The sequence below is a fragment of the Virgibacillus sp. GM2-2 genome, assembly GCF_055329585.1.
This window is the reverse complement of the sequence record NZ_JBUZWC010000012.1, coordinates 84,326-108,886: the sequence shown is the minus strand read 5'-3', so window position 1 is coordinate 108,886 and position 24,561 is coordinate 84,326. Positions and strand designations below refer to the sequence as shown.

General features: G+C 40.4%; 24 protein-coding genes. 17 read left to right on the top strand and 7 right to left on the bottom strand.

The window, feature by feature from the left end:
• The 3 genes from ACY9Z2_RS14060 to ACY9Z2_RS14050 form a co-directional block, all read left to right on the top strand.
• Positions 1-683: IS200/IS605 family accessory protein TnpB-related protein (locus ACY9Z2_RS14060; RefSeq protein ID WP_463610282.1), on the top strand; the 683-nt coding region annotated here is incomplete at its 5' end.
• 268 nt (positions 684-951) lie between these two features.
• The gene (locus ACY9Z2_RS14055) at positions 952-2,136 is read left to right on the top strand and encodes a pyridoxal phosphate-dependent aminotransferase (protein ID WP_463610281.1); all 1,185 of its coding nucleotides are present in this window, start codon (positions 952-954) and stop codon (positions 2,134-2,136) included.
• Between the two features lie 303 nt (positions 2,137-2,439).
• Positions 2,440-2,628, top strand: coding sequence for a YwbE family protein (locus ACY9Z2_RS14050; protein WP_463610280.1), 189 nt, complete (start codon positions 2,440-2,442; stop codon positions 2,626-2,628).
• Between the two features lie 41 nt (positions 2,629-2,669).
• Here the strand turns inward: ACY9Z2_RS14050 and ACY9Z2_RS14045 are convergent, their stop codons facing one another.
• The gene (locus ACY9Z2_RS14045) at positions 2,670-4,367 is read right to left on the bottom strand and encodes a M3 family oligoendopeptidase (protein WP_463610279.1); all 1,698 of its coding nucleotides are present in this window, start codon (positions 4,365-4,367) and stop codon (positions 2,670-2,672) included.
• A gap of 195 nt (positions 4,368-4,562) precedes the next feature.
• Here ACY9Z2_RS14045 and ACY9Z2_RS14040 point away from each other — a divergent pair, with 195 nt between their 5' ends.
• From ACY9Z2_RS14040 to ACY9Z2_RS14030, 3 genes are all read left to right on the top strand, one after another.
• On the top strand, positions 4,563-4,790 hold the full coding sequence (locus ACY9Z2_RS14040; protein WP_463610278.1) for a DUF2164 domain-containing protein: 228 nt from the start codon (positions 4,563-4,565) through the stop codon (positions 4,788-4,790).
• A 319-nt stretch (positions 4,791-5,109) separates the two neighbouring features.
• Entirely contained in the window at positions 5,110-6,237 is a 1,128-nt protein-coding gene (locus ACY9Z2_RS14035; protein WP_463610277.1) for a glycerate kinase, read from the top strand.
• Positions 6,238-6,256: 19 nt separating this feature from the next.
• Positions 6,257-6,466 (top strand): hypothetical protein, encoded by a 210-nt coding sequence (locus tag ACY9Z2_RS14030; protein ID WP_463610276.1) that lies wholly within the window; start codon positions 6,257-6,259, stop codon positions 6,464-6,466.
• A 5-nt stretch (positions 6,467-6,471) separates the two neighbouring features.
• Here the strand turns inward: ACY9Z2_RS14030 and ACY9Z2_RS14025 are convergent, their stop codons facing one another.
• The 6 genes from ACY9Z2_RS14025 to ACY9Z2_RS14000 form a co-directional block, all read right to left on the bottom strand.
• On the bottom strand, positions 6,472-7,062 hold the full coding sequence (locus tag ACY9Z2_RS14025; RefSeq protein ID WP_463610275.1) for a DNA-3-methyladenine glycosylase: 591 nt from the start codon (positions 7,060-7,062) through the stop codon (positions 6,472-6,474).
• Between the two features lie 889 nt (positions 7,063-7,951).
• The gene (locus ACY9Z2_RS14020) at positions 7,952-8,686 is read right to left on the bottom strand and encodes an amino acid ABC transporter ATP-binding protein (RefSeq protein WP_463610274.1); all 735 of its coding nucleotides are present in this window, start codon (positions 8,684-8,686) and stop codon (positions 7,952-7,954) included.
• Positions 8,687-8,695: 9 nt separating this feature from the next.
• A complete protein-coding gene (locus ACY9Z2_RS14015) occupies positions 8,696-9,397 on the bottom strand; it encodes an amino acid ABC transporter permease (RefSeq protein WP_463610286.1) in 702 nt (233 codons plus the stop codon).
• The gene (locus ACY9Z2_RS14010) at positions 9,384-10,202 is read right to left on the bottom strand and encodes an amino acid ABC transporter substrate-binding protein (RefSeq protein ID WP_463610273.1); all 819 of its coding nucleotides are present in this window, start codon (positions 10,200-10,202) and stop codon (positions 9,384-9,386) included. Before ACY9Z2_RS14010 ends, ACY9Z2_RS14015 begins: the two co-directional genes overlap by 14 nt.
• A 249-nt stretch (positions 10,203-10,451) precedes the next feature.
• Positions 10,452-11,309 carry a CvfB family protein gene (locus ACY9Z2_RS14005; RefSeq protein ID WP_463610272.1) on the bottom strand — a complete coding sequence of 286 codons (858 nt, stop codon included), beginning with the start codon at positions 11,307-11,309 and terminating at the stop codon, positions 10,452-10,454.
• A 766-nt stretch (positions 11,310-12,075) separates the two neighbouring features.
• On the bottom strand, positions 12,076-12,204 hold the full coding sequence (locus ACY9Z2_RS14000) for a hypothetical protein (RefSeq protein WP_463610271.1): 129 nt from the start codon (positions 12,202-12,204) through the stop codon (positions 12,076-12,078).
• A gap of 360 nt (positions 12,205-12,564) precedes the next feature.
• On the opposite strand from ACY9Z2_RS14000, the gene ACY9Z2_RS13995 reads away from it, so the two are divergent.
• From ACY9Z2_RS13995 to ACY9Z2_RS13945, 11 genes are all read left to right on the top strand, one after another.
• Positions 12,565-12,879: a CHY zinc finger protein gene (locus tag ACY9Z2_RS13995; protein WP_463610270.1), complete on the top strand. Its 315-nt coding sequence runs from the start codon at positions 12,565-12,567 to the stop codon at positions 12,877-12,879.
• 177 nt (positions 12,880-13,056) lie between these two features.
• Positions 13,057-13,293, top strand: coding sequence for a ferredoxin family protein (locus ACY9Z2_RS13990; RefSeq protein ID WP_463610269.1), 237 nt, complete (start codon positions 13,057-13,059; stop codon positions 13,291-13,293).
• 307 nt (positions 13,294-13,600) lie between these two features.
• Positions 13,601-15,073 carry a Na+/H+ antiporter NhaC family protein gene (locus tag ACY9Z2_RS13985; protein WP_463610268.1) on the top strand — a complete coding sequence of 491 codons (1,473 nt, stop codon included), beginning with the start codon at positions 13,601-13,603 and terminating at the stop codon, positions 15,071-15,073.
• A gap of 66 nt (positions 15,074-15,139) precedes the next feature.
• Entirely contained in the window at positions 15,140-16,036 is an 897-nt protein-coding gene (locus ACY9Z2_RS13980) for an AEC family transporter (RefSeq protein ID WP_463610267.1), read from the top strand.
• Between the two features lie 78 nt (positions 16,037-16,114).
• Positions 16,115-16,783: a GntR family transcriptional regulator gene (locus ACY9Z2_RS13975; protein ID WP_463610266.1), complete on the top strand. Its 669-nt coding sequence runs from the start codon at positions 16,115-16,117 to the stop codon at positions 16,781-16,783.
• Positions 16,784-17,144: 361 nt separating this feature from the next.
• Positions 17,145-18,047 carry a 2,4-dihydroxyhept-2-ene-1,7-dioic acid aldolase gene (gene hpaI, locus ACY9Z2_RS13970; RefSeq protein ID WP_463610265.1) on the top strand — a complete coding sequence of 301 codons (903 nt, stop codon included), beginning with the start codon at positions 17,145-17,147 and terminating at the stop codon, positions 18,045-18,047.
• 15 nt (positions 18,048-18,062) lie between these two features.
• Positions 18,063-19,553 carry a 5-carboxymethyl-2-hydroxymuconate semialdehyde dehydrogenase gene (gene hpaE, locus ACY9Z2_RS13965; RefSeq protein ID WP_463610264.1) on the top strand — a complete coding sequence of 497 codons (1,491 nt, stop codon included), beginning with the start codon at positions 18,063-18,065 and terminating at the stop codon, positions 19,551-19,553.
• A gap of 13 nt (positions 19,554-19,566) precedes the next feature.
• Positions 19,567-21,027 (top strand): 4-hydroxyphenylacetate 3-monooxygenase, oxygenase component, encoded by a 1,461-nt coding sequence (gene hpaB, locus ACY9Z2_RS13960; RefSeq protein WP_463610263.1) that lies wholly within the window; start codon positions 19,567-19,569, stop codon positions 21,025-21,027.
• A gap of 694 nt (positions 21,028-21,721) precedes the next feature.
• The gene (gene hpaD / locus ACY9Z2_RS13955) at positions 21,722-22,705 is read left to right on the top strand and encodes a 3,4-dihydroxyphenylacetate 2,3-dioxygenase (protein ID WP_463610262.1); all 984 of its coding nucleotides are present in this window, start codon (positions 21,722-21,724) and stop codon (positions 22,703-22,705) included.
• Between the two features lie 47 nt (positions 22,706-22,752).
• Entirely contained in the window at positions 22,753-23,226 is a 474-nt protein-coding gene (locus ACY9Z2_RS13950) for a flavin reductase family protein (protein WP_463610261.1), read from the top strand.
• Between the two features lie 124 nt (positions 23,227-23,350).
• Positions 23,351-24,490, top strand: a complete 1,140-nt coding sequence (locus ACY9Z2_RS13945; protein WP_463610260.1) for a Leu/Phe/Val dehydrogenase — start codon at positions 23,351-23,353, stop codon at positions 24,488-24,490.
• Positions 24,491-24,561 lie beyond the last annotated feature (71 nt).

The window sequence follows — 24,561 nt, the reverse complement described above, 5'->3', positions numbered from 1 at the left end:
TTGGCGTTGATAACCTTGCAGCCATTGCAGATAATACAGGCGGGCAGCCTGTCATTGTTAAGGGCAAGGTGTTGAAATCTATCAACCACCAGTACAACAAAGAAAGGGCGAAGATGATACGAATCTTACGGAACGGACTGCAGGAGAAGGAAGGACAACACATGTCCCGGAAACTGAAAAACCTTGACCGTAAACGTGCATACCGCGTTACCGATTTTATGCACAAAGCAAGCCGTGCGATTGTCAACATTGCGATGGACCGAGGAATCGACACGATTATTATCGGCAGGAACGACAAATGGAAGGTGAAGGTTAACATGCGAAAAGCTGACAAGCAGACATTCATTCAACTTCCGTTTGCGAAGCTGATCGCAATGATTACGTACAAGGCAGAATCGGTTGGCATTCAAGTTGTGACGCGAGAAGAAAGCTATACGTCGAAAGCGTGTTTCTTAAGTGTGGACCCAATTCCCGTCTATAACGGGGAGAAGAACGGAATCATCTTTTCTGGACGCCGTATTTGTCGCGCCTTTTATAGGGTGAAAGGAACGAAGGTTCAAATCAATGCGGATATCAACGCTGCGTTTAATATCCTGCGGAAGCATTGCGGCATTGAAAGACCGTTTGGAACACTAGAGCGAAGAGACTTCCTTCTGTCCCCCAAACGAGTACAAATTCAATAAGCAAAGCTGAAGGCTATATGCCTGATGTGTAAGGGGGCTTGTGGTCGCCCCTCAGTCGGACAATGCAGGATCTTACCTGTATTCCACTGAAACCCTTGGATTTATCCATGGGGAGTATCATCAAGAGTTGGATAGATAAGAACGACTAAAGATGTAAATGAACACTAACCTTGAGTCGTTTTTGTTTGAATAGAACGATTATTATTCTTTACAAATCATAATTACGCGTCTAGTATTGATAACAACTATATTTGGGGGAGTGAGCGATGTGCGACGATTTGAGCAATCAGAAACATTGAAGCGACTACCCGAGCAGTTTTTTGCAAAACTTGTGAGGAAGGTACAACAACTTCAGCAAGAAGGATACGACGTGATTAATCTTGGTCAGGGGAATCCAGATTTGCCAACACCTGAATACATAGTAGAAGCACTACAGGAAGCGGCTAAGAATCCAGTCAATCATAAATATTCACCTTTCCAAGGATTCCCCTATGCGAAACAGGCAATGGCAGATTTTTATAAACGAGAATACAGTGTGGATGTGGATCCTGAAAAGGAAGTTGCGATTCTTTTTGGGTCAAAAACAGGACTGGTTGAGCTAAGTCAATGCTTATTGAATCCTGGAGATTTAGCATTATTGCCTGACCCTGGCTATCCCGATTACATGTCGGGAATCGCATTGGCGAATGCTGATACGGCGATGATGCCGTTACTTCAGGAAAATAAATTTTTGCCTGATTATCGCCAGATTGCAGATTCCACGCTAGAACAGGCAAAATTAATGTTTTTAAACTATCCAAACAACCCGACATCTGCGACTGCTACAAAGAAATTCTTTGATGAAACGGTTGAGGTGGCTAAAAAACATAACATTTGTGTGCTGCATGATTTTGCTTATGGAGCAATTGGTTTTGATGGGGAAAAGCCACAAAGCTTTTTACAGTCTGACGGGGCAAAAGATATCGGGGTTGAGATGTACACATTATCGAAAACATACAATATGGCTGGGTGGCGTGTAGCGTTTGCGGTTGGAAATCAATCCGTTGTTGAAAGCATAAATCTAATCCAAGATCACTTGTATGTCAGTCTATTTGGCGGGATACAACAGGCGGCAGCGAGTGCATTAAATGGTAACCAAGAAGCGGTACGTAAACTAGTGGATACATATGAAAATCGCCGAAATACGTTTATCGAAAAAATAAGTGAAATTGGGTGGAAGATTGATGCGCCTAAAGGAACATTTTTTGCTTGGTTACCTGTCCCTAATGGATACACTTCTGAACAATTTGCTGATTTATTACTGGAAAAGGCACATGTAGTTACCGCACCTGGGAATGGTTTTGGCAAGGCAGGAGAAGGTTACGTACGTGTTGGTTTACTGGCCGATGAGGAGCGACTTACAGAAGCGGCACGGCGAATTGGTAGCTTGAATCTTTTTGAATCGTGTGATTGATTAGCGGGAATTAGTCCGACTTGTTGAATGCACAAATCCGGGCGACAGATCACCAAACCTGAGAGAGATGCACAAACTTTGGCGACAGGACATCAAACTCGGGAGACAAGACCACAGACTTGGTCCAAAGTACATCAAACTTGGGAGAGCACACCACAGACTCGGGCGACCTTGACAAGAACTCAGGCGACACGCACTCAAACTTGGGCGTGGGAGGCGTCAACTCAGGCAACTCCAGCTCAACCCGGACCGCAACCATCCCAACCCGGGAAACGACTCCCTCTTACAGAAAGGATCATAATCATGACAGTAGACGGAAGGTATCGAGTACAAATCTATCCAGGACTCGAGGTAGATATTGTATTGAAAAAAGACCAGCGTTCCGGACGATTAACTCGTGGCGTTGTAAAAGATTTATTAACAAAATCATCGTTTCACCCACACGGAATCAAGGTTCGTCTTGAGGATGGACAAGTTGGTAGAGTAAAATAAGAAACCCTGCTTTCATTATAGAAAAGCAGGGTTTTCGTATACTATAGCGCTTGATCATCTACGCCATCGAGCCATTCTTCAATTGTATCAACTACTGACTCAACACAGCCCTCTTTAAAAGGAGATTGCAAGTTTGCTGCCTCAACTAGACCAAGAAATGCTTTTTTACCACCTAATTGACATAGCTTGATGTAATCTTCCCATGCACTTTTATGATCTTCCTGTGCTCGTTTCCAGAACTGAAACGCACAAATTTGCGCAAGCGTATAATCAATATAATAGAATGGTACATCGTAAATGTGGCCTTGACGTTGCCAAAAGCGACCTGACTCTAGGTATTCATTTCCATCATAGTCACGGTGCGGTAAGTATGTTTCCTCCAATTTTTTCCATGCCTGATTTCGTTCCTCAGGTGTCCAATCTGGATTTTCATATACGAGATGCTGAAATTCGTCAACCGCAACACCATATGGCAGAAATTGTAGACCATCTGCTAAATGGGAATACTTATATTTGTCTGTATCGTCTTGGAAAAACAACTCCATCCACGGCCATGTGAAAAATTCCATACTCATCGAATGGATTTCGGCAGATTCGTGTGTTGGCCAAATGTATTCTGGGATGCCAATATTTCTGCTTTCGTATACCTGAAAAGCATGTCCAGCTTCATGTGTAAGAACGTCCACATCTCCTGAAGTACCGTTGAAATTTGCAAAAATAAACGGTGACTCATAATCATCAATAAAGGTACAGTAGCCACCAGCTTCTTTTCCTTTTTTCGCTTCTAAGTCCATTAAATTACGGTCTAACATAAATTGGAAAAATCCTTTTGTCTCTGGTGACAGTTCTTCGTACATTTTCTTTCCATTTTCAATAATCCATTCCGGAGTACCTTTTGGAATAGCGTTTCCTGATTTAAATTTAAATGACTCATCATAGCTCTTTAGTTTGTCAACGCCAATACGTTCGGCTTGCTTTTCGTAAAGCTTCGATACGAGCGGAACAATTGATTCGCGCACTTGTTTACGAAAAACACTGACCATTTCGGCATCATAATCGATACGAAGCATGCGAATATAGCCTAGCTCTACAAAGTTTTTATAACCAAGGGTAGTCGCAATTTCATGACGTGTTTTTACTAATTGATCATAAATGTCATCAAATTTGTGCTGATGCTCTGTGAAAAAACCTGCACTTGCTTCAACAGCTTTTTTACGAACATCACGATCTTTATTCTGTGCATATGGGCTGAGCTGAGCTAAGGTAAGTGTTTTACCCTCAAACTCTACTTCAGCTGATGCCACAAGCTTTGAGTATTCAGATGCTAGTTTATTTTCCTTTTGAAGTAGATGAATAACTTTTGAATCAAACGCCTTTATTTCGAAGTCGGCAATTTGAAATAGCTGCTTACCCCATTTGTTTTCTAGTTCATCACGGTAGGGTGACTGAATCAATTCCTTGTAAAAATCCGTATTAAGTGATTTAATTTCCGGCTCGATATCGTCAAAAAAATCACGTTCTTTTTGATAAAAATCATCATTCGTATCAATGGATGCACGAATATAAACTAAATTAAATAATGTTGAAAGGTGATTGCGAAATTTATTAATTTCGTTAATTGCATTGTTCGCCTCTTCAATTGAAGTTGCATTTTTAAAAGTGTTAAGTAAATCTTGAAACGCGCTTTTTTCTTTATCCATGTTTGGTCGTTCGTACGTATAGTTTTCGAATGTTTGCATGTAAGACCCTCCTCGTCTAAGTAATCATTCGACAAAAAGTATCCAATTCCTGCTTGCGTAATAAGTTAACTTGCAATATTAAGGCAGCCGTGTATTTTAAGAAAGAAATTTATGGATTACAGTATAAGAAAAACTTCAGCACATGCTATACTGTACAATGCATATATCGAGTAATCTAAAAAAGGAGGTCGTTGCATGAAGCCAAAATTCGAATTATCAAAGGAAAAAAAGGATGAAATGGCAAGCTCAATCAAGGGATATTTTGAAACAGAACGCGGTGAAGATATAGGGAATCTTGCTTCGTTATTAATTTTGGACTTTTTTATGGAAGAGTTGGCGCCGGTTATCTATAATATGGGAGTAGAGGATTGTCACGCATTTATGTCTGACAAATTAGACGATATCTTTGAAATTCAAAAGTAACATATTTCCTCAATCTCTACATATATAAGTAGTAATGGTTTATAAATCATCACGTCTGGGTAATTTATAAGCACAGGTCACAGACGAACGAAAGGATGATTGACATGCTACGTACAATTTTAATGATTATTGGTGCAATTGTTGTAATCGGATGGATTATTTCACTCTTATAATTAATGTTTAAACATGCAAAACCATTTCAGAGTAATTCTGAGGTGGTTTTTTATTGACATTCATAGGAGCGAATGTTTTTATAATAGGAGATAAATATTCGGAAAAATCTTTTATTTTTTAAATCCTTTAAGGGAGAATAGTCTTAATGAATAAAATAATATTAGCACCTGATTCATTCAAAGATAGTTTATCCGCATCACAAGCAGCAGAAATTATGAAACGAGCTGTCTGTGACGTACTCCCCAATTGTGAAGTGGTTAAAAAACCAATGGCAGATGGTGGGGAGGGCACACTGGAAGCGTTACTTGCATCTTCTGGTGGAAAACGTATTCCAATTCGTTGCACAGGACCATTAGGTAATCAAATTGACACGTGCTATGGAATTGTAAATAATCATACTGCTATAATAGAATATTCCAAGGTTGCGGGATTATCTCAAGTTCCCATTGAAAAACGAAATCCAGATTACACAACATCATTTGGTGTTGGGGAAATGATGCTTGATGCACTTCAAAACGGATGTACAACATTCATTCTTGGACTAGGTGGAAGTGCAACAAATGATGGTGGACTGGGTATGCTTCAAGCATTAGGAATGAAGGCATGGGATAAGGACGGAATAGAGTTAAGCGGTTTTGGTTGTGATCTTCCAAAGGTACATAAAATAAGTTTTGAAGAAATAGAGAAACGCTTACAGGAAGTTGACATTCAAGTAGCTTGTGATGTGGATAATCCGTTATGTGGTCCAAGAGGTGCTAGTTTTATTTATGGTCCGCAAAAAGGAGCTACACGTGAACAAGTGAAGCAATACGATGCAGCGATGTGTAATTATGCAGATCTAATTGAAGAGAAGCTTCATAAATCCTACAGAGATTTCGCTGGAGCAGGAGCTGCAGGTGGATTAGGATTTGCGTTATTAACAATTGGAGCACATTTATTATCAGGAGCTAAATTGATAGCGGATGCTGCGATGTTGGAAGAGTCGATTAAACATGCTGATTTGGTCATTACTGGAGAGGGACAAAGTGATGAACAAACACTTTATGGCAAAGCCCCCGGTTATATTGCAATGCTTGCTCAAAACTATGGCGTCCCAATTGTTTTGATTTCTGGAAGATTAGCGGGTGATCTGGACGTTTTACGAGCACAGTTTGTAGGGTGTTTCTCTATTATTAACGAGCCACTCTCCTTGGAAGCGTGCATTGAAAACGCAGAGAACTTATTATTTGAGCAAACTAAATCAGTCGTTCATTTCATGCTAAATGTACGGTGATACGTAGGAGGGTACGGTAATGGTTATAAAAAATGGATCCAAATTAAGTGAAGCTTATTTCAAGTCTTATTTCAAACTGCAAATGAATACGTTGAATTGTACACTTGATGAAGCACGCGCGTACACTTTAACGGAATTTTTTGCAGGAAATACAGAACGTTTCGGGCAAGAAACCTATAAAAATTTTCTTGCAGCATATGAGGAAATGCATGATAAAGAAAAACATTAGAACGGTTATCTTGAAATATATTTGCTGCCTTTAATCCAAAACCGCCAAGGATAATGTACCGCCTCACCAGAATTATGGATACCGATTCGTGGTCCTGCCATAATATGATCGTGGGCTATTTTACGACCTTCTGTAATTGTTAAAGGTGACTGTTCTAATGGGTGACCATAATCACTCATTGAAATTCCAAGTGCTTTCGTTAACTTTCCTGGACCATTTGTCCACTGGATTTCATTCTTCGCTTTCGGTCTTCTTTCATTCATCAATTCTTGACCTGTCACAGGTTCAACAGCCCGCACCAATATCGCTTCTGGACAATCTCGTTTTCCACTTACTACGTTAAACAGACAATGTGTATGCATGGAATATGTGTATGTAATTCCCGGTTCGCCAAACATGATTTCCGTTCGTTTCGTTCTTCTGTTGCCGAAGCTATGCGCAGCACGATCATCTGGTCCGATATATGCTTCTGTTTCGACAATGATTCCTGACGCTACACCGTCTGCTGTTTCCTTTGTTAACAAGCAGCCGAGAAGCGCTTGAGCAAGATCTAGTGTAGGTTGGTAATAAAACGTTCTTTCTAATGGCTTGTTCATTGGTGATGGCTCCTTTTTTGAAACATCTGATTATTTTTTGCGTATTTAACAAAAATAACATAAATAGACACGAAGTCGAAGTAAATTGCGAATTAGTGAAAATTCATACTTATGATAGTAGCATCGTTGATTTCCGCTGCGGGCAAGGCTAGTGATGTAACAGTTCGAGCGTACTGGAAAGATTGCATGCAGGGTGCCAGCTAGCGGACTCACGATCCCTTATTTGTGAAAAATAAGGGTAAATGCGGTTGTTATCGGACTCAGGATTCCTTATTTGAGTAAAAACAGTTGAAAATCATGTTTTTTAGTTTAATAAGGCATCGTGTGTCCGATAATCCTCGAAATAAAGGTAAAAAAGGTAAATAAGGCATTCTCAGTCCGATACCAAACATGCTCTTTGAGTTAGTTTACAGTTGAAGTAAATTGCGAACTTATGAAAATTTAAGTCTATGGTAACAAAAACGTTGATTTCCGCTGCGGACAGTCGCTTTCCGCGGGCACGGCTTCAGCCTCCTCGAGAAAATCACTCTGCGGGGTCTTCAGCTCGCGCTGTTCCCGCAGGAGTCGACTGCCCTCCGCTCCAATCAATTGCCAAAATAGAATGTTTTTTCCATCAAGGATTAATAATAATGTGTTATGCAGCACAAATCTAGCGGAGGAAAAACGCGGAGACTCCTGTGGGAGCAGAAGCCTAGATGAGACCCCGCAGAGCGTAAGCTCGAGGAGGCTCATCAGCTGCCCACGGAAAGCGCAGTGTTTTTCCGTAGCGGTCGATGCTGCTTGAATTTTCAGTAGTTCGCAGTTTACATATAAATGGACGCAGTGACAAGATATCCTTGTACATATCAGTATAACAAAAACGGCCGACAGTAACTGCCAGCCATTTCGTCTATTGTAGTTTATTTAAAAATTGTTTCGTACGTTCTTGTTGTGGTCGTTCAAATATGTCTGCAGGATTTCCGCGTTCGACAATGACACCATTATCCATAAATAAAACTTCGTCTGCCACTTCTTTGGCGAACTTCATTTCATGACTAACGACAACCATCGTCATACCTTCTTCTGCAAGATCTTTCATTACTTTTAAAACTTCCCCAACAAGCTCGGGATCAAGCGCAGAAGTCGGTTCGTCGAATAAAATAAGCTGTGGATCCATCGCAAGTGCACGAGCAATTCCGACACGTTGTTGTTGTCCACCAGATAATTGGTATGGATAGACATCGACTTTTTCTGCAAGTCCCACTTTTGTTAAAAGCTCATGTGCAATTTTGCGCGCATTAGTTTTTCTCATTTTTTTAACGGTTATGAGTCCCTCCATCACATTTTCTGCTGCAGTGAAATGGGGGAAGAGATTGTGTGTTTGAAACACCATCCCTGTTTGTTTACGCAATTCGCGAATTTGCTTTTTCTTTGGGTTGCTCCCGAAATCTACCTCTTGTTTATTGATTGTGATAACGCCTTTGTTCGGTGTCTCAAGTGCATTTAAGCAACGAAGAAAAGTTGTTTTTCCAGATCCGGACGGTCCGATCATTACAATTACTTTTCCTTTTTCAATGCTTAAATCAAGTCCTTTTAACACCTCAAGGTCGCCAAATTGAATGTGTAAATCGTTAACAGCTAACATGATATCCCCCTACTTCGCAATATATCGATCTAATTTTTGTTCGATTCTGCCTTGGAAGAACGAAAGAATTAAACAAATGACCCAATAAATTAGTGCTGCTTCCGAATAGACTAGCAAAAATTCATAGTTCTGCGCAGCGATTTCCTGTGCTTTTCGAAACATTTCAGCCACAATAATTGTCGATGCAAGTGATGTATCTTTTACCAGACTAATAAATGAGTTTGAAAGTGGTGGAATAGATACACGTGTTGCTTGTGGTAAAATGACACGTTTTAATGCTTGGGTATAAGTCATGCTGATAGAAAATCCTGCTTCCCATTGTCCTTTTGGAATGGAAAGAATCGCTGCACGAATAATTTCTGAGCTGTATGCTCCAACACTTAACGAAAAACCGATTATTGCAGCAGTAAAGGAATTAATCGTTATTCCAACACTAGGAAGTCCGAAAAAGATAATAAATAGCTGAACAAGTAATGGTGTCCCTCGGATAATCGAAACATAGGACCTGGCTATCCATTGTAAAGGCTTGATGCCTGACAGCCTGGCAAGTGCTGTTAATACAGCAAGAATAAGTCCAAGAACAAATGTGATCAAGGCTAACGGAATAGTATAGATTAAAGCTCCCTGGATTAATGGCCAAAGGGAGCTTATAAAAATATCAAGGTATTTCTGTTGCATTTCTGGGCTTGTAAAAATATTACTTAGATACATCTTCGCCAAACCACTTTTTCGAAATTTCTAGATAAGTGCCGTCTTCTTTCATTTCGGCAAGTGCTTCATTGACAGCCTTAATCAATTCGTCGCTACCTTCACGGAAAGCGAACGCGGTTTCGGAAGCGTTATCCTCTGTATCAACGATTTTAACTGGTGCATCTTTTTGTGTGTTTTTGAAATCTAGAACAGAAAGACGATCGTTTATCGTTGCCTTAACTCGCTTAGATGCGATTAATTGCATTGCTTCTTTAAATCCGTCAACTGATGTAACTTCAGCACCATGTTCTTTGGCGATTTGTGCATAGTTACTTGTTAACGATTGTGCTACCGGAACTCCTTCAATGTCCTCAAAGGATTTAATTTCTGTGTTGTCTTCGTGCGTGACAAGTACCGCTGATGATTTTGTATAAGGCTCTGAGAACTCATATTTTTCTTTACGTTCTGGAGTAATACCTACTTGATTTGCAATCATGTCAAAACGTTCGGAGTTTAGCCCTGCAAACATAGCATCCCATTTTGTTTCTTTAAAAACTGCTTTCACACCGAGTCGATCAGCAACTTCACGTGCAATTTCTACATCAAAACCAGTAAGTTCACCTTCTTCGTTATGGAAAGTGAATGGTGGATAAGTTCCTTCAGTACCAATGAGAATTTCTCCCTTATCCTGAATGCTTTGGTAAAGACTCTTGCTATCTGAATCGCCGTTATCTCCACCAGAAGCGTTTTCTTCGCTTGAACCACAAGCAGATAAAACAATCGCTAAACTAAGTGTGATAAGTAAGCTGAAAAGTAATTTTTTCAACGTGTTTCCTCCTTTATTTTTAATTCCTAGTATATTTATATGAATTAATGCCTTTAACATAATAGTTTATTAGAAAACAATAGTCAAGAGATGAATTTCATGTTCCGTTATTTTGCGCTACAGACGGAATGTTTATGCAAAACAGAGTTTTCTGATGTGGGTTGTAGTATATGTGAAATGGACGGATTTGTGCTGATAGAAATGTGGTTAACAAAAAACACCCACTAGCAAGTAGGTGTTTTAAAGGGATTATTCTTTTAAGAATGTTTCACCGTTTTTCTGTTCAATTTTGCCTTCTTTCATTAATTTACCTAATGCACGTTTGAAGGCAGCTTTACTGATTTGAAACGTTCCGCGTATGTCGTCTGGATCACTTTTATCACTAAATGGAATGACACCATCATTTTCTTCAAGGTGCTGCATAATTATATCCGCATCCTCAATCATGCCGTGTTGCTTTAATGGTCTAAGTGACATGTTTAAGCTGCCATCGGCTTTTACCTCGATGACACGTCCGCTTACCCATTCGCCAAGCCTTGGCTCCGTTTTTCGTTCGGTGTGATGAATGAACCCTCGATAACGTTCTTCAGTTAGAATAACGGAACCTTCTCGACTAGTACGATATACTCGACCGCTTAACGTTTGATTCAACGTTTCTTCTGGTGCATTAACAATTTCGAAATCTAGAATTCCCTCGGATGCTGGAAGTGCAAGAAGACGTCCTTTTCGATCCGCACCTAATGTAACATATAACTTATCTCCAGGAATCGGCCAGACATCCTCGTAAACAGGTAAGTCATCCGTGGATACTAGAATTTCTTTTGATGTGCCAATGTTGACAAACACACCAAGATTTTTCACCACTTCCACAACTTCTACCCATCCATACTGGTCACGCTGTATCGTTGGTAATGTCATGGTTGCGATGATTTGTCCTTTTTTGTCTGTGTACAAAAAAACATCAACTTCTTGATCTTCTTCTAACTCACCTGATGCTTCATTCCTGTGTAAAAGTACATCTTCCCTATTTTTTTGTAACACATATCCAGTGTCAATTTTTCTCAAGACCTTCATGGTTTGAATTGTACCTACGATTAACTCATTCATTTTCTAGCCTGCTTTCTTTGTTATTATTTATTGGTTATGACGTTGTTTCGTTGTGCTAATGGGCTACTTTTTATTAGATAGCGAAGGAGATAGTGACTTATTTTCTTAAGCGGACATAGGATCCGTTATTTGCATAAAAATGGCCAAATTCTTTATGCTTGCGGACATGAGATGCCTTATTTCACAAAAAAGCGTGATTTCATGGTTTATAAATGCAAATAAGGTCCTCTGTGTCCACTTAACCCTCAAGTTGTGCGTTTTTACTAGTAATAGCGGATTCTCTGTCCGTTTAAGAAATTTCCATTTCCTCCGCGCTTCCTGTTCGATGTGCAGTCGCCTCCGCTTTTCCTGATCCAGCTACGGCTCCTAGAAGCTGCCGTCATAATTAATGAACACTTCGAGTGCTCAAACCCATGCACTCTACGGTTCCTTACTTATGCGTTCGCTTCTACCCAGTCGCCTCCGCTTTACATGATCCAGCTGCGGCTCCTAGAAGCTGCCGTCATAATTAATGAACACTTCGAGTGCTCAAACCCATGCACTCTAAGGTTCCTTACTTATGCGTCCGCTTCTAACCAGTCGTCTCCGCTTTTCCTGATCCAGCTGCGGCTCCCAGCGCCTAGCAAATAGTTAGTCAGGATGAACGTAGGGAATAATCACCCTACTTTTCACCTGCCTATCTATTTGTACGCCGCTACCCAGTCGCCTTCGCTTTTCTCTATGTATTGGAAAAGGGGCACCCTCATTATAAGAGTACCCCTCCGATTCATTGTGTAACATAAAAGTTTGATTTATTTTCCATCCCTATTATAGGTAGTTCAAAAAGTCCGGTAAAAATGACACTTCGATTTTCTTCGTTAGCTTGTTTTTCCGTTTCCTCACGTATTAATAGCATACGTTCCGGTACTCAAAACTACGCTGCCTCGAAATTCTCGGTCCTTTTTATCCTCCTTTTTGAACACTTTTTTAACGGGAGAATAATTTCCATTTGAAAGTGTTCCTGCTTTCATTACCGCGGTAATAATTCCACTAACTTAAGCAACGTAAACCCTACCTGCTTTTACGTCCTTGCGACCCCTTAGTCGCGCCAGTGTGAATAAGTTTTCTAACATGCATTGCGTAGAATGCCAATTCTTACTTTTATTATTACAAAATCTAACTACTCTAGTATACAGGAATAGGATCAAATGTCAAGTTGATCTGCTTGACTGTTTGTATGACGCGCAATTTGGTATGCTAGTAATGGAGGGATAGGATGAGAGTAATTGGGGCAATAGATAATGAGACAAGGTGTAAACACTATCATTTGGAAAATGACCGGATTGCGATAAAATTTTATTGTTGTGGAGAATATTTTCCTTGTTATAAATGTCACGCCGAGCATGGATGTGAACAAACGAAGGTTTGGCCAAAGTCAATGTTTAATGAAAAGGCAGTGTTATGTGGTTCATGTGGATCAGAACTTACCATACACGAATATGTAAACAGTGAAGCTACATGTCCATCTTGTAAAAAGCCATTTAATCCAGGCTGCGCTAGGCATTATCATTTATATTTTGAAAGAAATTAAATAAATAATATAAGCAAGGAGCTTGAAATTACCAACGCTTCTATTATTTAATAAAGGAAGATTGATTTTTAGCACTAGAAATAAGTAGATGCTTTTTAGATATAGAGTGCATGCTTAGGCTTTCGTTATTTTCGTTTTATCGAATAGCCAAGCTTTCGTAATAAGGAGGGGAATGTAGTGGCATTTGTTATTTTGGACCCTTGTGGCCCAGAAAAATCAGCAGAATGTGTCAGTGTGTGTCCTGTTGATTGCATAGAGGAAGGCGAGGATCAATTTTACATAGATCCAGACATTTGTATTGATTGCGGTGCTTGTAAAGCGGTTTGCCCAGTGGATGCAATTGAAGAAGAATATGATCTTTCACCTGATCAAGAGAAATTTTTAGAAAAGGCAGAGGCATTTTTTAACAGGTAAGAAAGTAAAAATGCTTTCTTATGCATAAGTGCAACGAAGACTTTCTAGCAATAAGCCAAGTTTTCTAACCAATAAGTAGATTGGTTCTTCATCGATTTCTAATTTTTTATAAAATATGATAGAGTAATATAGGTAGTTTAAAGTAACAGTCATCCTAATTGATGGCTGTTTTTACTTTCACTGATAAGAGGATATCAGTGGGAGGATAACTATGGCTTTCGCCAGTAATGATTGGCGATAAACCAAGTTTCCTAACAGTAGACGAGGTGCCATATTTGGTCCCGTTAAGACAGCGAGGAGGAGAAAGATGACATCACAAGAAGAAGAGTTAGCGCGTACGGAAGGAAGTAAGCGGATACAAAAACTAGATTTTAGATTTGGTGCATTTGGTGCAGCGGTTCCGCTTATATTTTTTGTTGTATGGGCGATTACAACGAGTGTTCTAAAGTTATCGTCTGAAATCGGCCTTGTTATGGGCGCCCTCATTGGTATTACAATAGGATTGTTTTTTAGTAAAAGTAAATGGGGAGATTATGCACAAGGGTTATTTGATGGGCTAGCGCAGCCTGTTGGTGTAGTGGCAATTGTAGCATGGTTCTATGCTGGAATGTTTGCTCAAATTTTGCAGGTTGGTGGACTAGTTGAAGGACTTGTGTGGATTGGAAGTGTCACTGGTGTTACTGGTGGATTATTTGTAGCACTAACATTTTTATTAGCATCAACGTTCTCTACTGCAGTAGGTACTGGTTATGGTACAACGGTGGCGTTTTGTACTTTGATGTACCCAGCTGGTGTAGCGGTGGGAGCAGACCCTGTATTTATGTTCGCAGCTATCTTGGCTGGAGCGGTATTTGGGGACAACCTGGCACCGGTTTCCGATACAACGATTGTTTCTGCAACAACACAGGAAGCGGATGTACCGGGTGTAGTTAGAAGTCGTTTTAAGTATTCCATTATGGCAGCGATTCCATCTGTTATATTGTTCGCAATATTCGGTGGTGGCGGTAATGCTGTTGGTGGAGAGTCAGCGAACGCATTGCTTGAAGCGAACGAACCGACTGGATTGATTATGCTTGTCCCGTTTGCAATTGTACTTATTTTAGCTTTATCTGGACAGCATTTGGTTACATCGTTGACATGGGGAATCCTTGCTTCGATTCCGCTCATTGTGTTTATGAATCTAGGAGAATTTTCCGATATCATTAACTTTGATCCTGATTCAGATACGGTGATTACTGGAGCGCTAGTTGATGGTGTAATGGGTTATATGAACATGGCAATCTTGATTCTGCTTATTGTAGCAGCCGCTCATTTGCTGAAATTGGGTGGTACAATGGATGCGATAACTGGTACAATGATAAAATGGATAAAAAATTCTGTGCGTCGTGCGGAGGTTTCCATTTGGAGTATCGTAGCACTATTAAATAGCGCCATAACTATTAATACAGCTGCCGAGATTGCAGCAGCGCCATTTGTTAAGGAGCTTGGTGAAAAGTATAAGATTCACCGGTATCGTCGAGCGAATATGCTAGATGCTGTAACCTCTGCACTTGGTTATATTTTCCCATGGGGAGCACCAGTGTTGCTTGGTTGGTCAACCATCAAATTATCACAGCAAACGTATGAATGGTTACCGGTTGTAGCACCAACTGAAGTGTGGCCATTTGTATTTCAAGGCTGGTTCCTAGTATTTATTATGCTAATTGCGGCACTAACAGGATGGGGATTACGATTTGAAGGAAAAAATGGTGAAGAGCTTAAAGAACGTCCGCGTGACTAAATGCAGTAAACAGTCCATACAAATTAGTTGTATGGACTGTTTTATGTAAAATAGGGAGGTGTAATAATGGGGCTGTTTTTCGAGGTAGTATTACCAATTATAGCTGTGTTTAGTGTAGGGTTTATCTTGCAACGGATTCGTGTGTTGGATGTAAAATCGATTGCAACAGTATCGATTTACATATTTTTGCCGGCGCTTGTGTTCACCTCGCTTTATGAAGCCGAATATGATCAAGGGTTTACGATTATTATAGCTTTTGCATTCTTTTTATTATTTCTGATGATTGTTATTAACAAAATCCTTGCTCGTGTTTTCGAGTGGAATCAATCAGTGGAGAGCGCGACTATACTGACTACTGCATTTATGAACGGAGGGAATTACGGCGTTCCAGTTATTTTGTATAGTGTTGGGGAGACAGCGCTTCCATATGCGATTTTCTTTATGGTTTTACAATCTTTGGTGATGAATTTTTTCGGGGTATATTACGCATCTCGAAGTACAAGTGGAATTCCACGTGCTATTAAAACAATCTTTAAAATGCCAGCCACTTATGCAGCGATTCTAGCATTTATCTTTCAAGAAGTTCCGTGGGAAATTCCTAATCCAGTATATTCCACGTTAACAATGGTTGGGCAAGCAGCTATTCCAGTTATGATGGTAATGCTTGGCATGCAGCTTGCATCCATTACATCACTAAAATTTAACTGGAATATTATTACTTCAGCAGTGGTCGTTCGGATGATTATTTCACCTGCTCTTGCCTTTTTATTCATCTGGATGTTTGATGTGGACGCTCTAATCGCGTCAGTGCTCCTAATTGTAGCAGCGATGCCAAGTGCAGCTACAACTACAATGTACGCAATTGAATTTGATACAGAACCAGATCTAGTATCTAGTATTACGTTAGTTACAACGCTTGTAAGTGTAATAAGTGTAACGCTATTACTAAATATAATTTCGTAAAAGAGACCTAGTATTTTGTCACAAAATACTAGGTCTCTTCTTGACGTCATATACCATATCATATATTATTAGACTATTATGATAAAAGAAAATAAGCAACAGAAGGCGTATCGGGTTATTAAAGAACGAATTATTGAACGAATTTTTGTACCTGGGCAACGAATAGTCATTGATCAAATCGCAAAAGAACTGAAATCCAGTTCGATTCCTGTTCGCGAAGCAATTCGTCAGCTAGAATCGGAGCGACTGATTTTTTACAAGCAAAATGTCGGTCCAGTTGTTGCGGAGGTTAACGAAACGGCATATTCTGATACATTGCGTGTGTTAGCAGTTTTAGAAGGGTATGCGACTGCAATGGTAGGTACAAATTTTCCACAGGAAAAAGTTGCTCTTTTGAAAGAAAAAAATAAGTCAATGGAGGAGGCACTGGAAGAGTTTGATATTTTACGTTATGGAAAGCTGAACTTTGAATTTCATCAAGTAATTTGCGAGGAATGCACGAATCCATATCTGGTTGAAACAATAAAAGATACATGGTCAAGGCTTGATTCTATTCGAGGAATTGGCTCGACATTGTATTCAAAACGGGTAAAGGAATCGATCAAAGAGCATGAAGAATTGATTGAGATGCTTCAAAACAAAGCAGATGGTACAAAGCTTGAAAGCTTAGCACGTTTGCATAAAGTAAGAACAGCAGAGGATTTTGAACGTAGAAGACTAAAACAACTAGAAATAAGCAAGACATAATTAACTCTGCTGGGAATGGAACAATCGATTCAACTGTCCCAACAGAGTTTATTTTTTTGCGAAAAGAAAGCGGTTACAATATCGAAAAAATTTTTAAAACGCACGAAGCTACGGCGCCCAACGAATGCGAAAATTCTAGCATTTTCTACGCATTGACATCATATTTGAAATCATATACGATTTAATTGTTCAGAAAATTTTAAAGAGAGCGAAGGCGGCTGATCAGTAACGTACAAATAAATTGGCATGTGAAAGCACGGCTAAGTTTCCGTATATTCATCATGACAAACCAGTTGTTAGGGTTAAAGGCTGTAGCTTGGTTAACAGTAAATTAATTTGATCAACGGGAGGAATAGTAATAATGGCGTATGAAGAAGCGAAAAAGCGGTTCAGGGGATCAATTTCTCCAGTCATTACACCGTTTAACGAAGACGAAAGTATTGATTTTGATAAATTCAAGGAACTAATAAATTGGCATATCGAACAAGGGAGTCACGGAATTTCGGTAACGGGAACATCCGGTGAGCCGAGCTCAATGTCCGTTGAGGAACGAATTCAAGTGATGGAGGCTGCATGTAAAACGGTAAACGGTCGTGTACCGTTCATTCCTGGAACTGGTTCAACTAATCATGCTGAAACGATGCGAATGACAAAAGCTGCGCAAGAAATGGGCGCGGACGGTGCGATGGTGATTGTTCCGTATTACAATAAGCCAAACCAACATGCATTATATAAGCATTTTAAAACAGTAGCTGATTCAGTTGATATTCCAATTATTTTATATAACATTCCTGGACGTACAGCGGTAAACTTAGAGGCTGATACGATCGCACGTTTAGCTCAGGATTGTGAAAATATTATCGGTGTAAAAGAAGCGAATAAAGATTTTGAACACGTAAACAAGGTATTGCTGAAGGCAGGTCGCGATTTTAATCTTTATTCAGGTATTGAAGTGTTATGCTATCCAATGCTTGCGATTGGCGGGGCTGGTCACATTAGTGCGACTGCAAATGTTGCGCCAAAAGAAGTGGCAGAGCTTTACAACAAATGGGAAGCGGGCGATGTGAAGGGTGCACAGGATTTACATTATTCACTTATGCCGCTTAACGACGTACTATTCAGGGATACAAACCCTGCACCAGCAAAAGCTGCGCTAGGTATGCTAGGTAAAATTAAACCAGTATTACGAAAGCCGCTTGATGTGCCATCTGATGCAGTGCAAAACGAAATTCGTGAAACATTAAAATCTTACAATCTATTGTAAAAGAAGGTGAAATACGTGGAACATAGAAAAGTAGACGACGTAAAATTATACATCAATGGGGAATTTGTAGAATCAACTAGTTCTGAATACTTCGACAACATGAATCCTTTTACAAATGAATTAACTAACCGTGTAGCAAAAGGGGATAAAGCGGATATTGAAAAAGCTGTGGATGCAGCAAATGATGCTTTCCATAATGGCCCATGGGGAAGCATGAAGCAAAAGGAACGCATGATGTATATTGAGCGGATCGCTGATCTAATCGATGAACAAGTAGAAGAAATCGCGATACTAGAATCATTAGACTCTGGATTACCAATCAGCCAGACACGAAAGATGATCGGACGTGCTGCGGAAAATTTCCGTTTTTACTCTCGTATGGTTCAATCGAGAATGCATGGTGATGCATATCAGGTAGATGATGAATTTATTAACTACACTGTCTACAAACCACTTGGTGCAGTCGGCTTGATTACACCCTGGAATGCGCCATTCATGCTAACAACATGGAAGGTAGCGCCTGCACTAGCGACAGGAAACACGGTTATTTTAAAACCTGCTGAGCTTTCGCCACTATCAGCGAATAAACTAGCAGAAATTGTAGATAAAGCAGAATTGCCAAAAGGCGTATTTAATGTTGTTCACGGTTTCGGCGAAACAGCAGGTGATGCGCTTGTTAAAAGCGAAAAAGTGGAAGCGATTTCATTCACAGGTGAAACGGTGACTGGAAAGACAATTATTAAAAACAGTGCAGATTCATTGAAGAAAACGTCGATGGAGTTAGGTGGAAAATCACCACTTATCGTGTTTGACGACGCAGACTTTGAGCGTGCACTGGATGCAGCGGTATGGGGTATCTTCTCGTTTAACGGTGAAAGATGTACTGCGAATTCACGTGTATTTTTACACAAGGACATTAAAGAGCGTTTCGTTGAAAGACTGAAAGAACGCGTGGAATACGTGAAAATTGGAGATCCAATGGACGCTGGAACACAGCTTGGGCCATTGATCAATAAAGGGCATTTTGACAAAGTAACCGGTTATATTGAACTGGCAAAAGAAGAAGGCTGTGAGGTAATTCAAGGTACTGTGCCTGAAGAAGTTAAAGCAGGGAATTTTGTACCGCCAACTTTGTTACTGAATGCAAAAAACGATATGCGTGTTAGTCAGGAAGAAATTTTCGGACCGGTGATGGCGGTCATTGAATTTGAAACAGAAGAAGAAGTTGTACAGATGGCAAATGACGTTGATTACGGTTTAGCTGGATATGTTTGGACGAACGACATCAAACGGGGGCATCGCGTAGCACAAGCAGTGGAAGCAGGAATGCTTTGGATTAACGCGCAAAATGTCCGTGATCTACGTATTCCATTCGGTGGCATGAAGGCAAGTGGAATCGGACGCGAAGGTGGCCAATTTGCAATAATGGAATTTTACACCGAACCAAAAGCGATTCACGTAGCGGTGGGAGATCATCATATTCCGCAGTTTGGGAAGAAAATATAAGGAGGGCAAACTAATGCCAGCAAAAACAGGTCAAGAGTATATCGATCGATTAAAAAAAGCCAATAACAATGTGTATATTCACGGGGAACGTGTGGATGATGTAACAACACATCCAGCATTTAAAAACGTCGTGAAATCCATGGCACATTTATACGACTTACAGTATGAACAAAAGGAAAAGATGTTGTACACATCACCAACGTCTGGTGATCAGGTTGGAATGACATTTTTTCAACCAAAAACTGTCGAGGATTTAATTAAACGCCGTGAAGCGATTCAAGAATGGGCGCGTACATCAGGTGGCATGATGGGACGTTCACCGGACTACTTGAACGCTGAAGTAATGGCGATGGGCATGAACAATGGTCTTTTCGCAGAAGCAGATCCTCGCTTTGCTGAAAATGCTAGAAACTATTATGAGTATGCGCGAGAAAATGATATTAGTCTTACACATACATTAATTCATCCTCAGGTGAACCGTGCGAAAATGCAGTCAGAGATGAAGGATGGAAACGTTGCACTCCAGCTTGTTGAGGAACGCGAAGACGGGATTATTGTAAATGGAATCCGGTTACTTGCGACACAAGGTGGAATTACGGATGAAATTCTAGTATTCCCATCTACCGTTAAGAAGGCAGGGGAAGAGGATGATCCGTATTCACTAGCATTCGCAATTCCGAATAATACGGATGGATTGAAATTTATTTGTCGTGAATCATTCGATTATGGCAAAAATGAATGGGATCACCCGCTTGGAGCACGTTTTGAAGAAGGAGACGCGATTGTCTCCTTTGAAAATGTATTCGTACCGTGGGAGCGCGTATTTGTATGTGGAAACTCCTCTGTATGTAACCGTACATTCCGTGAAACAAATGCTGTTGTTCATATGTCTCACCAAGTGGTGGCAAAAAATATTGTGAAAACAGAATTTCTTCTCGGTGTCGTTTTAAATATGATGGACTCTATCGGAATCGATAAATTCCAGCACGTTCAAGATAAAGGAACAGAAATTATGCTAGCGCTAGAAACGATGAAATCACACTTGTATCGCGCAGAGCACAATGCAAAATTAGATGAATCTGGCACCATGACACCAGACTTTGATGCGTTGAACGCGGCACGTAACTGGTACCCACGTATTTATCCTAGATTAGTAGAAATCATCCGAATTCTTGGTGCATCTGGATTAATGGGTATTCCTACTCAGGCTGACTTTATGCACGAGGAGATTGGACCAATTATCAAAAGTGGATTACAGGGTAAAAACTTGGAAGGCGAAGAGCGTGTACAATTATTCCGTCTCGCATGGGATATTACCATGAGCGCATTCGGCGCAAGACAAGCGCATTACGAATACTACTTCTTCGGCGACCCAATCAAAATGGGAATGGCATATTTTGAAGGCTATGAAAAAGATTCATATAAGCAGTTTGTAAATGATTTTTTGAAAAAATCTACTAGTGTTGGTGTTTAGGTTTGATTGATCCAACGTTTCCGCATACTGCGAACTAGACATGGTGGCCTGGCACTGATTGGTAACGGACACAGAAGCCCTTATTTTTACTTTATTTACCTGTTTTAAGGGTTTAGCGGACTCAGGAGACCTTATTCAGGTGAAAACAAGTTAAAATCAGGATTTATTTACTAAATAAGGCATCCTGTGTCCGATAGCAAGCTCTTTTGACCGAATTTTAATCGAATAAGGGCTCTTGTGTCCGCTTGATTTAATTCTCGCTACCAGTCAGCTTATTTTCATTAAGAAGTTTTTCACAGTATCTGTAGACTGCGAACTAGTGAGAATTCAAGCAGCATCGACCGCTACGGAAAAACACTGCGCTTTCCGTGGGCAGCTGATGAGCCTCCTCGAGCTTACGCTCTGCGGGGTCTCATCTAGGCTTCTGCTCCCACAGGAGTCTCCGTGTTTTTCCTCCGCTAACGTGGATGTTGATTGGAGCGTAGGACAGTCGACTCCTGCGGGAAAAGCAACAGCTGAAGACCCCGGAGGAAGTGGTTTTCTTCCGAGGAGGCTGAGGCGTTGCCCGCGGAAAGCTACTGTCCGCAGCGTAAATCAACATAACAGTTATGTCGCATTTTACATCAATTGAATTGTTAACGGTTTTAATAATAGAGTCGTTAATATATGCACGAAAAACAAAGGGGGAAGAGCGATGGACTTTTCTATTATCCGTTGTGCACGGGCGATTTTACATGTAACAGATCTAGAGGCTTCACGTAAATTTTATGTAGATGCACTTGGATTCATTGAAACAGAATCAGACGAAAATCATATATACCTTCGCGGTCTAGAAGAACACACTCACCACAGTCTTGTTCTAAAAAAAGCATCGGAACCAGTTGTCGAAGCACTAGGTTATAAGGTTTCTTCTGACGATGATTTGAAAGCGTTATCAGATATGTTTGAGGAGAAAGGCTATCAAACAAAGTGGATGGATAAAGGGGAACAGCATGCCGTTGGTCGGACACTTCGGGTACAGGATTGTTCTGGCTTACCACTTGAATTTTTTGCAGAAATTGAACCTGCTGAACGCTTGCTTCAGCGATATGACTTATATAAAGGCGCCAGGATGCAGCGAATTGATCATTTCAATTGTAATGTTTCAGACGTGGAAAAAGCACAGAGCTTTTATCAGGATGCACTAGGTTTTGCTTGCTCTGAGTATACGGATACGGAGGACGGCGATGTATGGGCAACTTGGCTACATCGAAAGCAAACCGTACATGATCAAGCATTTATGAATGGACTAGGACCACGTTTACATCATATTGGTTTTTGGTTGCCGGATCCATTAGCGCTCATTCATGCGTGTGATGTGCTTGCGTCAATGGGATATGGTGAAAATATTGAACGTGGACCAGGCCGTCATGGATTGTCAAATGCATTCTTCCTATATGTACGGGATCCAGATGGGCACCGTATCGAATTGTACAATGGTGATTATTTAACAAGTGATGCTGACTTCAAGCCAATTCGTTGGGATATCAATGATCCAATGCGTCAAACATTCTGGGGTCACGAAGCGCCAGACAGTTGGTTTAATGAAGCGTCAGCCGTCCTTGATGTGATAACTGGGAAAAAAGTTGAACAAAAACCAGCGAAACTGAAGCAACATAAACCAACTTTTGTTATTTAAATCTAGTCAGTGCAAGTTACTAGTTAAATAGAGAGGAGTGGAAGATGATGGATGATCGTACGTTTCGAACAGCAATGGGTAAATTTGCGACTGGGGTTACTGTCATTACAACGGAGCTTAACGACGAAGTAAAAGGAATGACAGCCAATGCGTTTATGTCTGTGTCATTGGATCCTGCCCTTGTGCTTATTTCAATTGGTGAAAAAGCCCATATGAACAAATATGTACGAGATTCGGGTAAATTTGCTGTTAGTATTTTAAATAGTGAACAACAGGAAATGTCTGCATATTTTGCTGGACAAATTAAGGAACAACGAGATATAGACTTTAACTGGTTTAATGGCATGCCGACAATCAAAGGTTCACTCGTTAACTTAACGTGTGATGTGCACAGCTCAGTCGTTGCAGGAGATCATACCTTGTATATTGGTGAGGTTACCGATGTTTGCATCACTGAAGGTGAGCCATTAGCGTTCTTTGGAGGAAAATATAACGACTTAATTAAATGTCAAGAAGTATAAATTGAAATTCATTAATTTAGTTGCAATTTTGAAGATGGATTATACTGCCCGTTAAGGCGGGATAAAAAAAGTATCAGCTACCACCCGAATAGGGTGGTTACTGGTGTATTTGGAGGTAAGTATGATGAAGCAACAGCTTGAAAAATCAACAATGAATCCAGATATGTTTCAAAAAATCGCAGGACATGAGCAGGTAGTTTTTTGTAACGATCCTGCATCTGGTCTACAAGCAATTATCGCAATCCATAATACGACACTCGGGCCAGCATTGGGCGGAACAAGAATGCGACCATATGATTCAGTAGATGAAGCACTTGAGGATGTACTCCGCTTGTCAGAAGGTATGACCTACAAATGTGCAGCTGCAGACCTTGATTTTGGTGGTGGTAAGGCTGTCATCATTGGAGACCCGAAGTCTGATAAGTCATCAGCGTTGTTCCGTGCTTTTGGTCAATACGTCGATTCCTTAAACGGACGTTTTTATACAGGTACTGACATGGGGACGACAATGGATGATTTTGTCCATGCCATGAAGGAAACGAATTTTATAAATGGCATTCCTGAAGCTTTTGGTGGCAGTGGCGATTCATCCATTCCAACTGCACAGGGTGTTATTTACGGTTTAAAGGCAACGAGTAACTTTTTAACAGGCAGTGATCATTTAGCTGATAAAACGTATTCGATCCAAGGTCTGGGAAAAGTTGGATTTAAAGTTGCGGAGCATTTATTGCAGGCTGGAGCAACGGTTTATGTAACAGATATTAACAAAGATGTTCTAGGGTTAATAGAAGAAAAGGCTGCGCAAACAGATGGCACAGTTAACGTTGTCGAAAGTGCAGAAATCTACCAGATGAAAGCTGATGTGTTCATTCCATGCGCCCTTGGCGGAATATTGAACGACCACACAATTGAACAGCTTCAAGTGAAGGCTGTTGTTGGTTCAGCAAACAATCAATTGCTAGAAGCAAAACATGGAAAAATGCTGCATGACAAAGGGATTTTGTATGCACCGGATTATATTGTAAATGCTGGCGGGTTAATCCAAGTTGCCGATGAGCTTTACGGTCCAAATAAGGATCGCGTTTTGGCAAAAACAAAGGCGATTTATACTTCTTTACTAGAAATTTATAAGGAAGCAGAGCTAGATTCCATTACAACGGAAGAAGCTGCAAATAGAAAATGTGAAAAACGTCTAGAAGAACAGCGTAGACGTAGCCATTTCTTTGCTCGTGATCGTCGTCCAAAATGGAATATTCGTGAATAGTAACAGTAGGTTCAAATCGCGCAATAAAAGAAATAATCGCGCGACACAGAATGAGAATCGTGCAATAAAGA

What these genes read in the sequence shown, in the direction of transcription:
- ACY9Z2_RS14050 (WP_463610280.1), top strand. Translation starts at nt 2,440, where the DNA reads ATGACAGTAGACGGAAGGTATCGAGTACAAATCTATCCAGGACTCGAG.
- ACY9Z2_RS14045 (WP_463610279.1), bottom strand. Translation starts at nt 4,367, where the DNA reads ATGCAAACATTCGAAAACTATACGTACGAACGACCAAACATGGATAAA.
- ACY9Z2_RS14040 (WP_463610278.1), top strand. Translation starts at nt 4,563, where the DNA reads ATGAAGCCAAAATTCGAATTATCAAAGGAAAAAAAGGATGAAATGGCA.
- ACY9Z2_RS14035 (WP_463610277.1), top strand. Translation starts at nt 5,110, where the DNA reads ATGAATAAAATAATATTAGCACCTGATTCATTCAAAGATAGTTTATCC.
- ACY9Z2_RS14030 (WP_463610276.1), top strand. Translation starts at nt 6,257, where the DNA reads ATGGTTATAAAAAATGGATCCAAATTAAGTGAAGCTTATTTCAAGTCT.
- ACY9Z2_RS14025 (WP_463610275.1), bottom strand. Translation starts at nt 7,062, where the DNA reads ATGAACAAGCCATTAGAAAGAACGTTTTATTACCAACCTACACTAGAT.
- ACY9Z2_RS14020 (WP_463610274.1), bottom strand. Translation starts at nt 8,686, where the DNA reads ATGTTAGCTGTTAACGATTTACACATTCAATTTGGCGACCTTGAGGTG.
- ACY9Z2_RS14015 (WP_463610286.1), bottom strand. Translation starts at nt 9,397, where the DNA reads ATGTATCTAAGTAATATTTTTACAAGCCCAGAAATGCAACAGAAATAC.
- ACY9Z2_RS14005 (WP_463610272.1), bottom strand. Translation starts at nt 11,309, where the DNA reads ATGAATGAGTTAATCGTAGGTACAATTCAAACCATGAAGGTCTTGAGA.
- ACY9Z2_RS14000 (WP_463610271.1), bottom strand. Translation starts at nt 12,204, where the DNA reads ATGCTATTAATACGTGAGGAAACGGAAAAACAAGCTAACGAAGAAAAT.
- ACY9Z2_RS13995 (WP_463610270.1), top strand. Translation starts at nt 12,565, where the DNA reads ATGAGAGTAATTGGGGCAATAGATAATGAGACAAGGTGTAAACACTAT.
- ACY9Z2_RS13985 (WP_463610268.1), top strand. Translation starts at nt 13,601, where the DNA reads ATGACATCACAAGAAGAAGAGTTAGCGCGTACGGAAGGAAGTAAGCGG.
- ACY9Z2_RS13980 (WP_463610267.1), top strand. Translation starts at nt 15,140, where the DNA reads ATGGGGCTGTTTTTCGAGGTAGTATTACCAATTATAGCTGTGTTTAGT.
- ACY9Z2_RS13975 (WP_463610266.1), top strand. Translation starts at nt 16,115, where the DNA reads ATGATAAAAGAAAATAAGCAACAGAAGGCGTATCGGGTTATTAAAGAA.
- hpaI (WP_463610265.1), top strand. Translation starts at nt 17,145, where the DNA reads ATGGCGTATGAAGAAGCGAAAAAGCGGTTCAGGGGATCAATTTCTCCA.
- hpaB (WP_463610263.1), top strand. Translation starts at nt 19,567, where the DNA reads ATGCCAGCAAAAACAGGTCAAGAGTATATCGATCGATTAAAAAAAGCC.
- hpaD (WP_463610262.1), top strand. Translation starts at nt 21,722, where the DNA reads ATGGACTTTTCTATTATCCGTTGTGCACGGGCGATTTTACATGTAACA.
- ACY9Z2_RS13950 (WP_463610261.1), top strand. Translation starts at nt 22,753, where the DNA reads ATGGATGATCGTACGTTTCGAACAGCAATGGGTAAATTTGCGACTGGG.
- ACY9Z2_RS13945 (WP_463610260.1), top strand. Translation starts at nt 23,351, where the DNA reads ATGAAGCAACAGCTTGAAAAATCAACAATGAATCCAGATATGTTTCAA.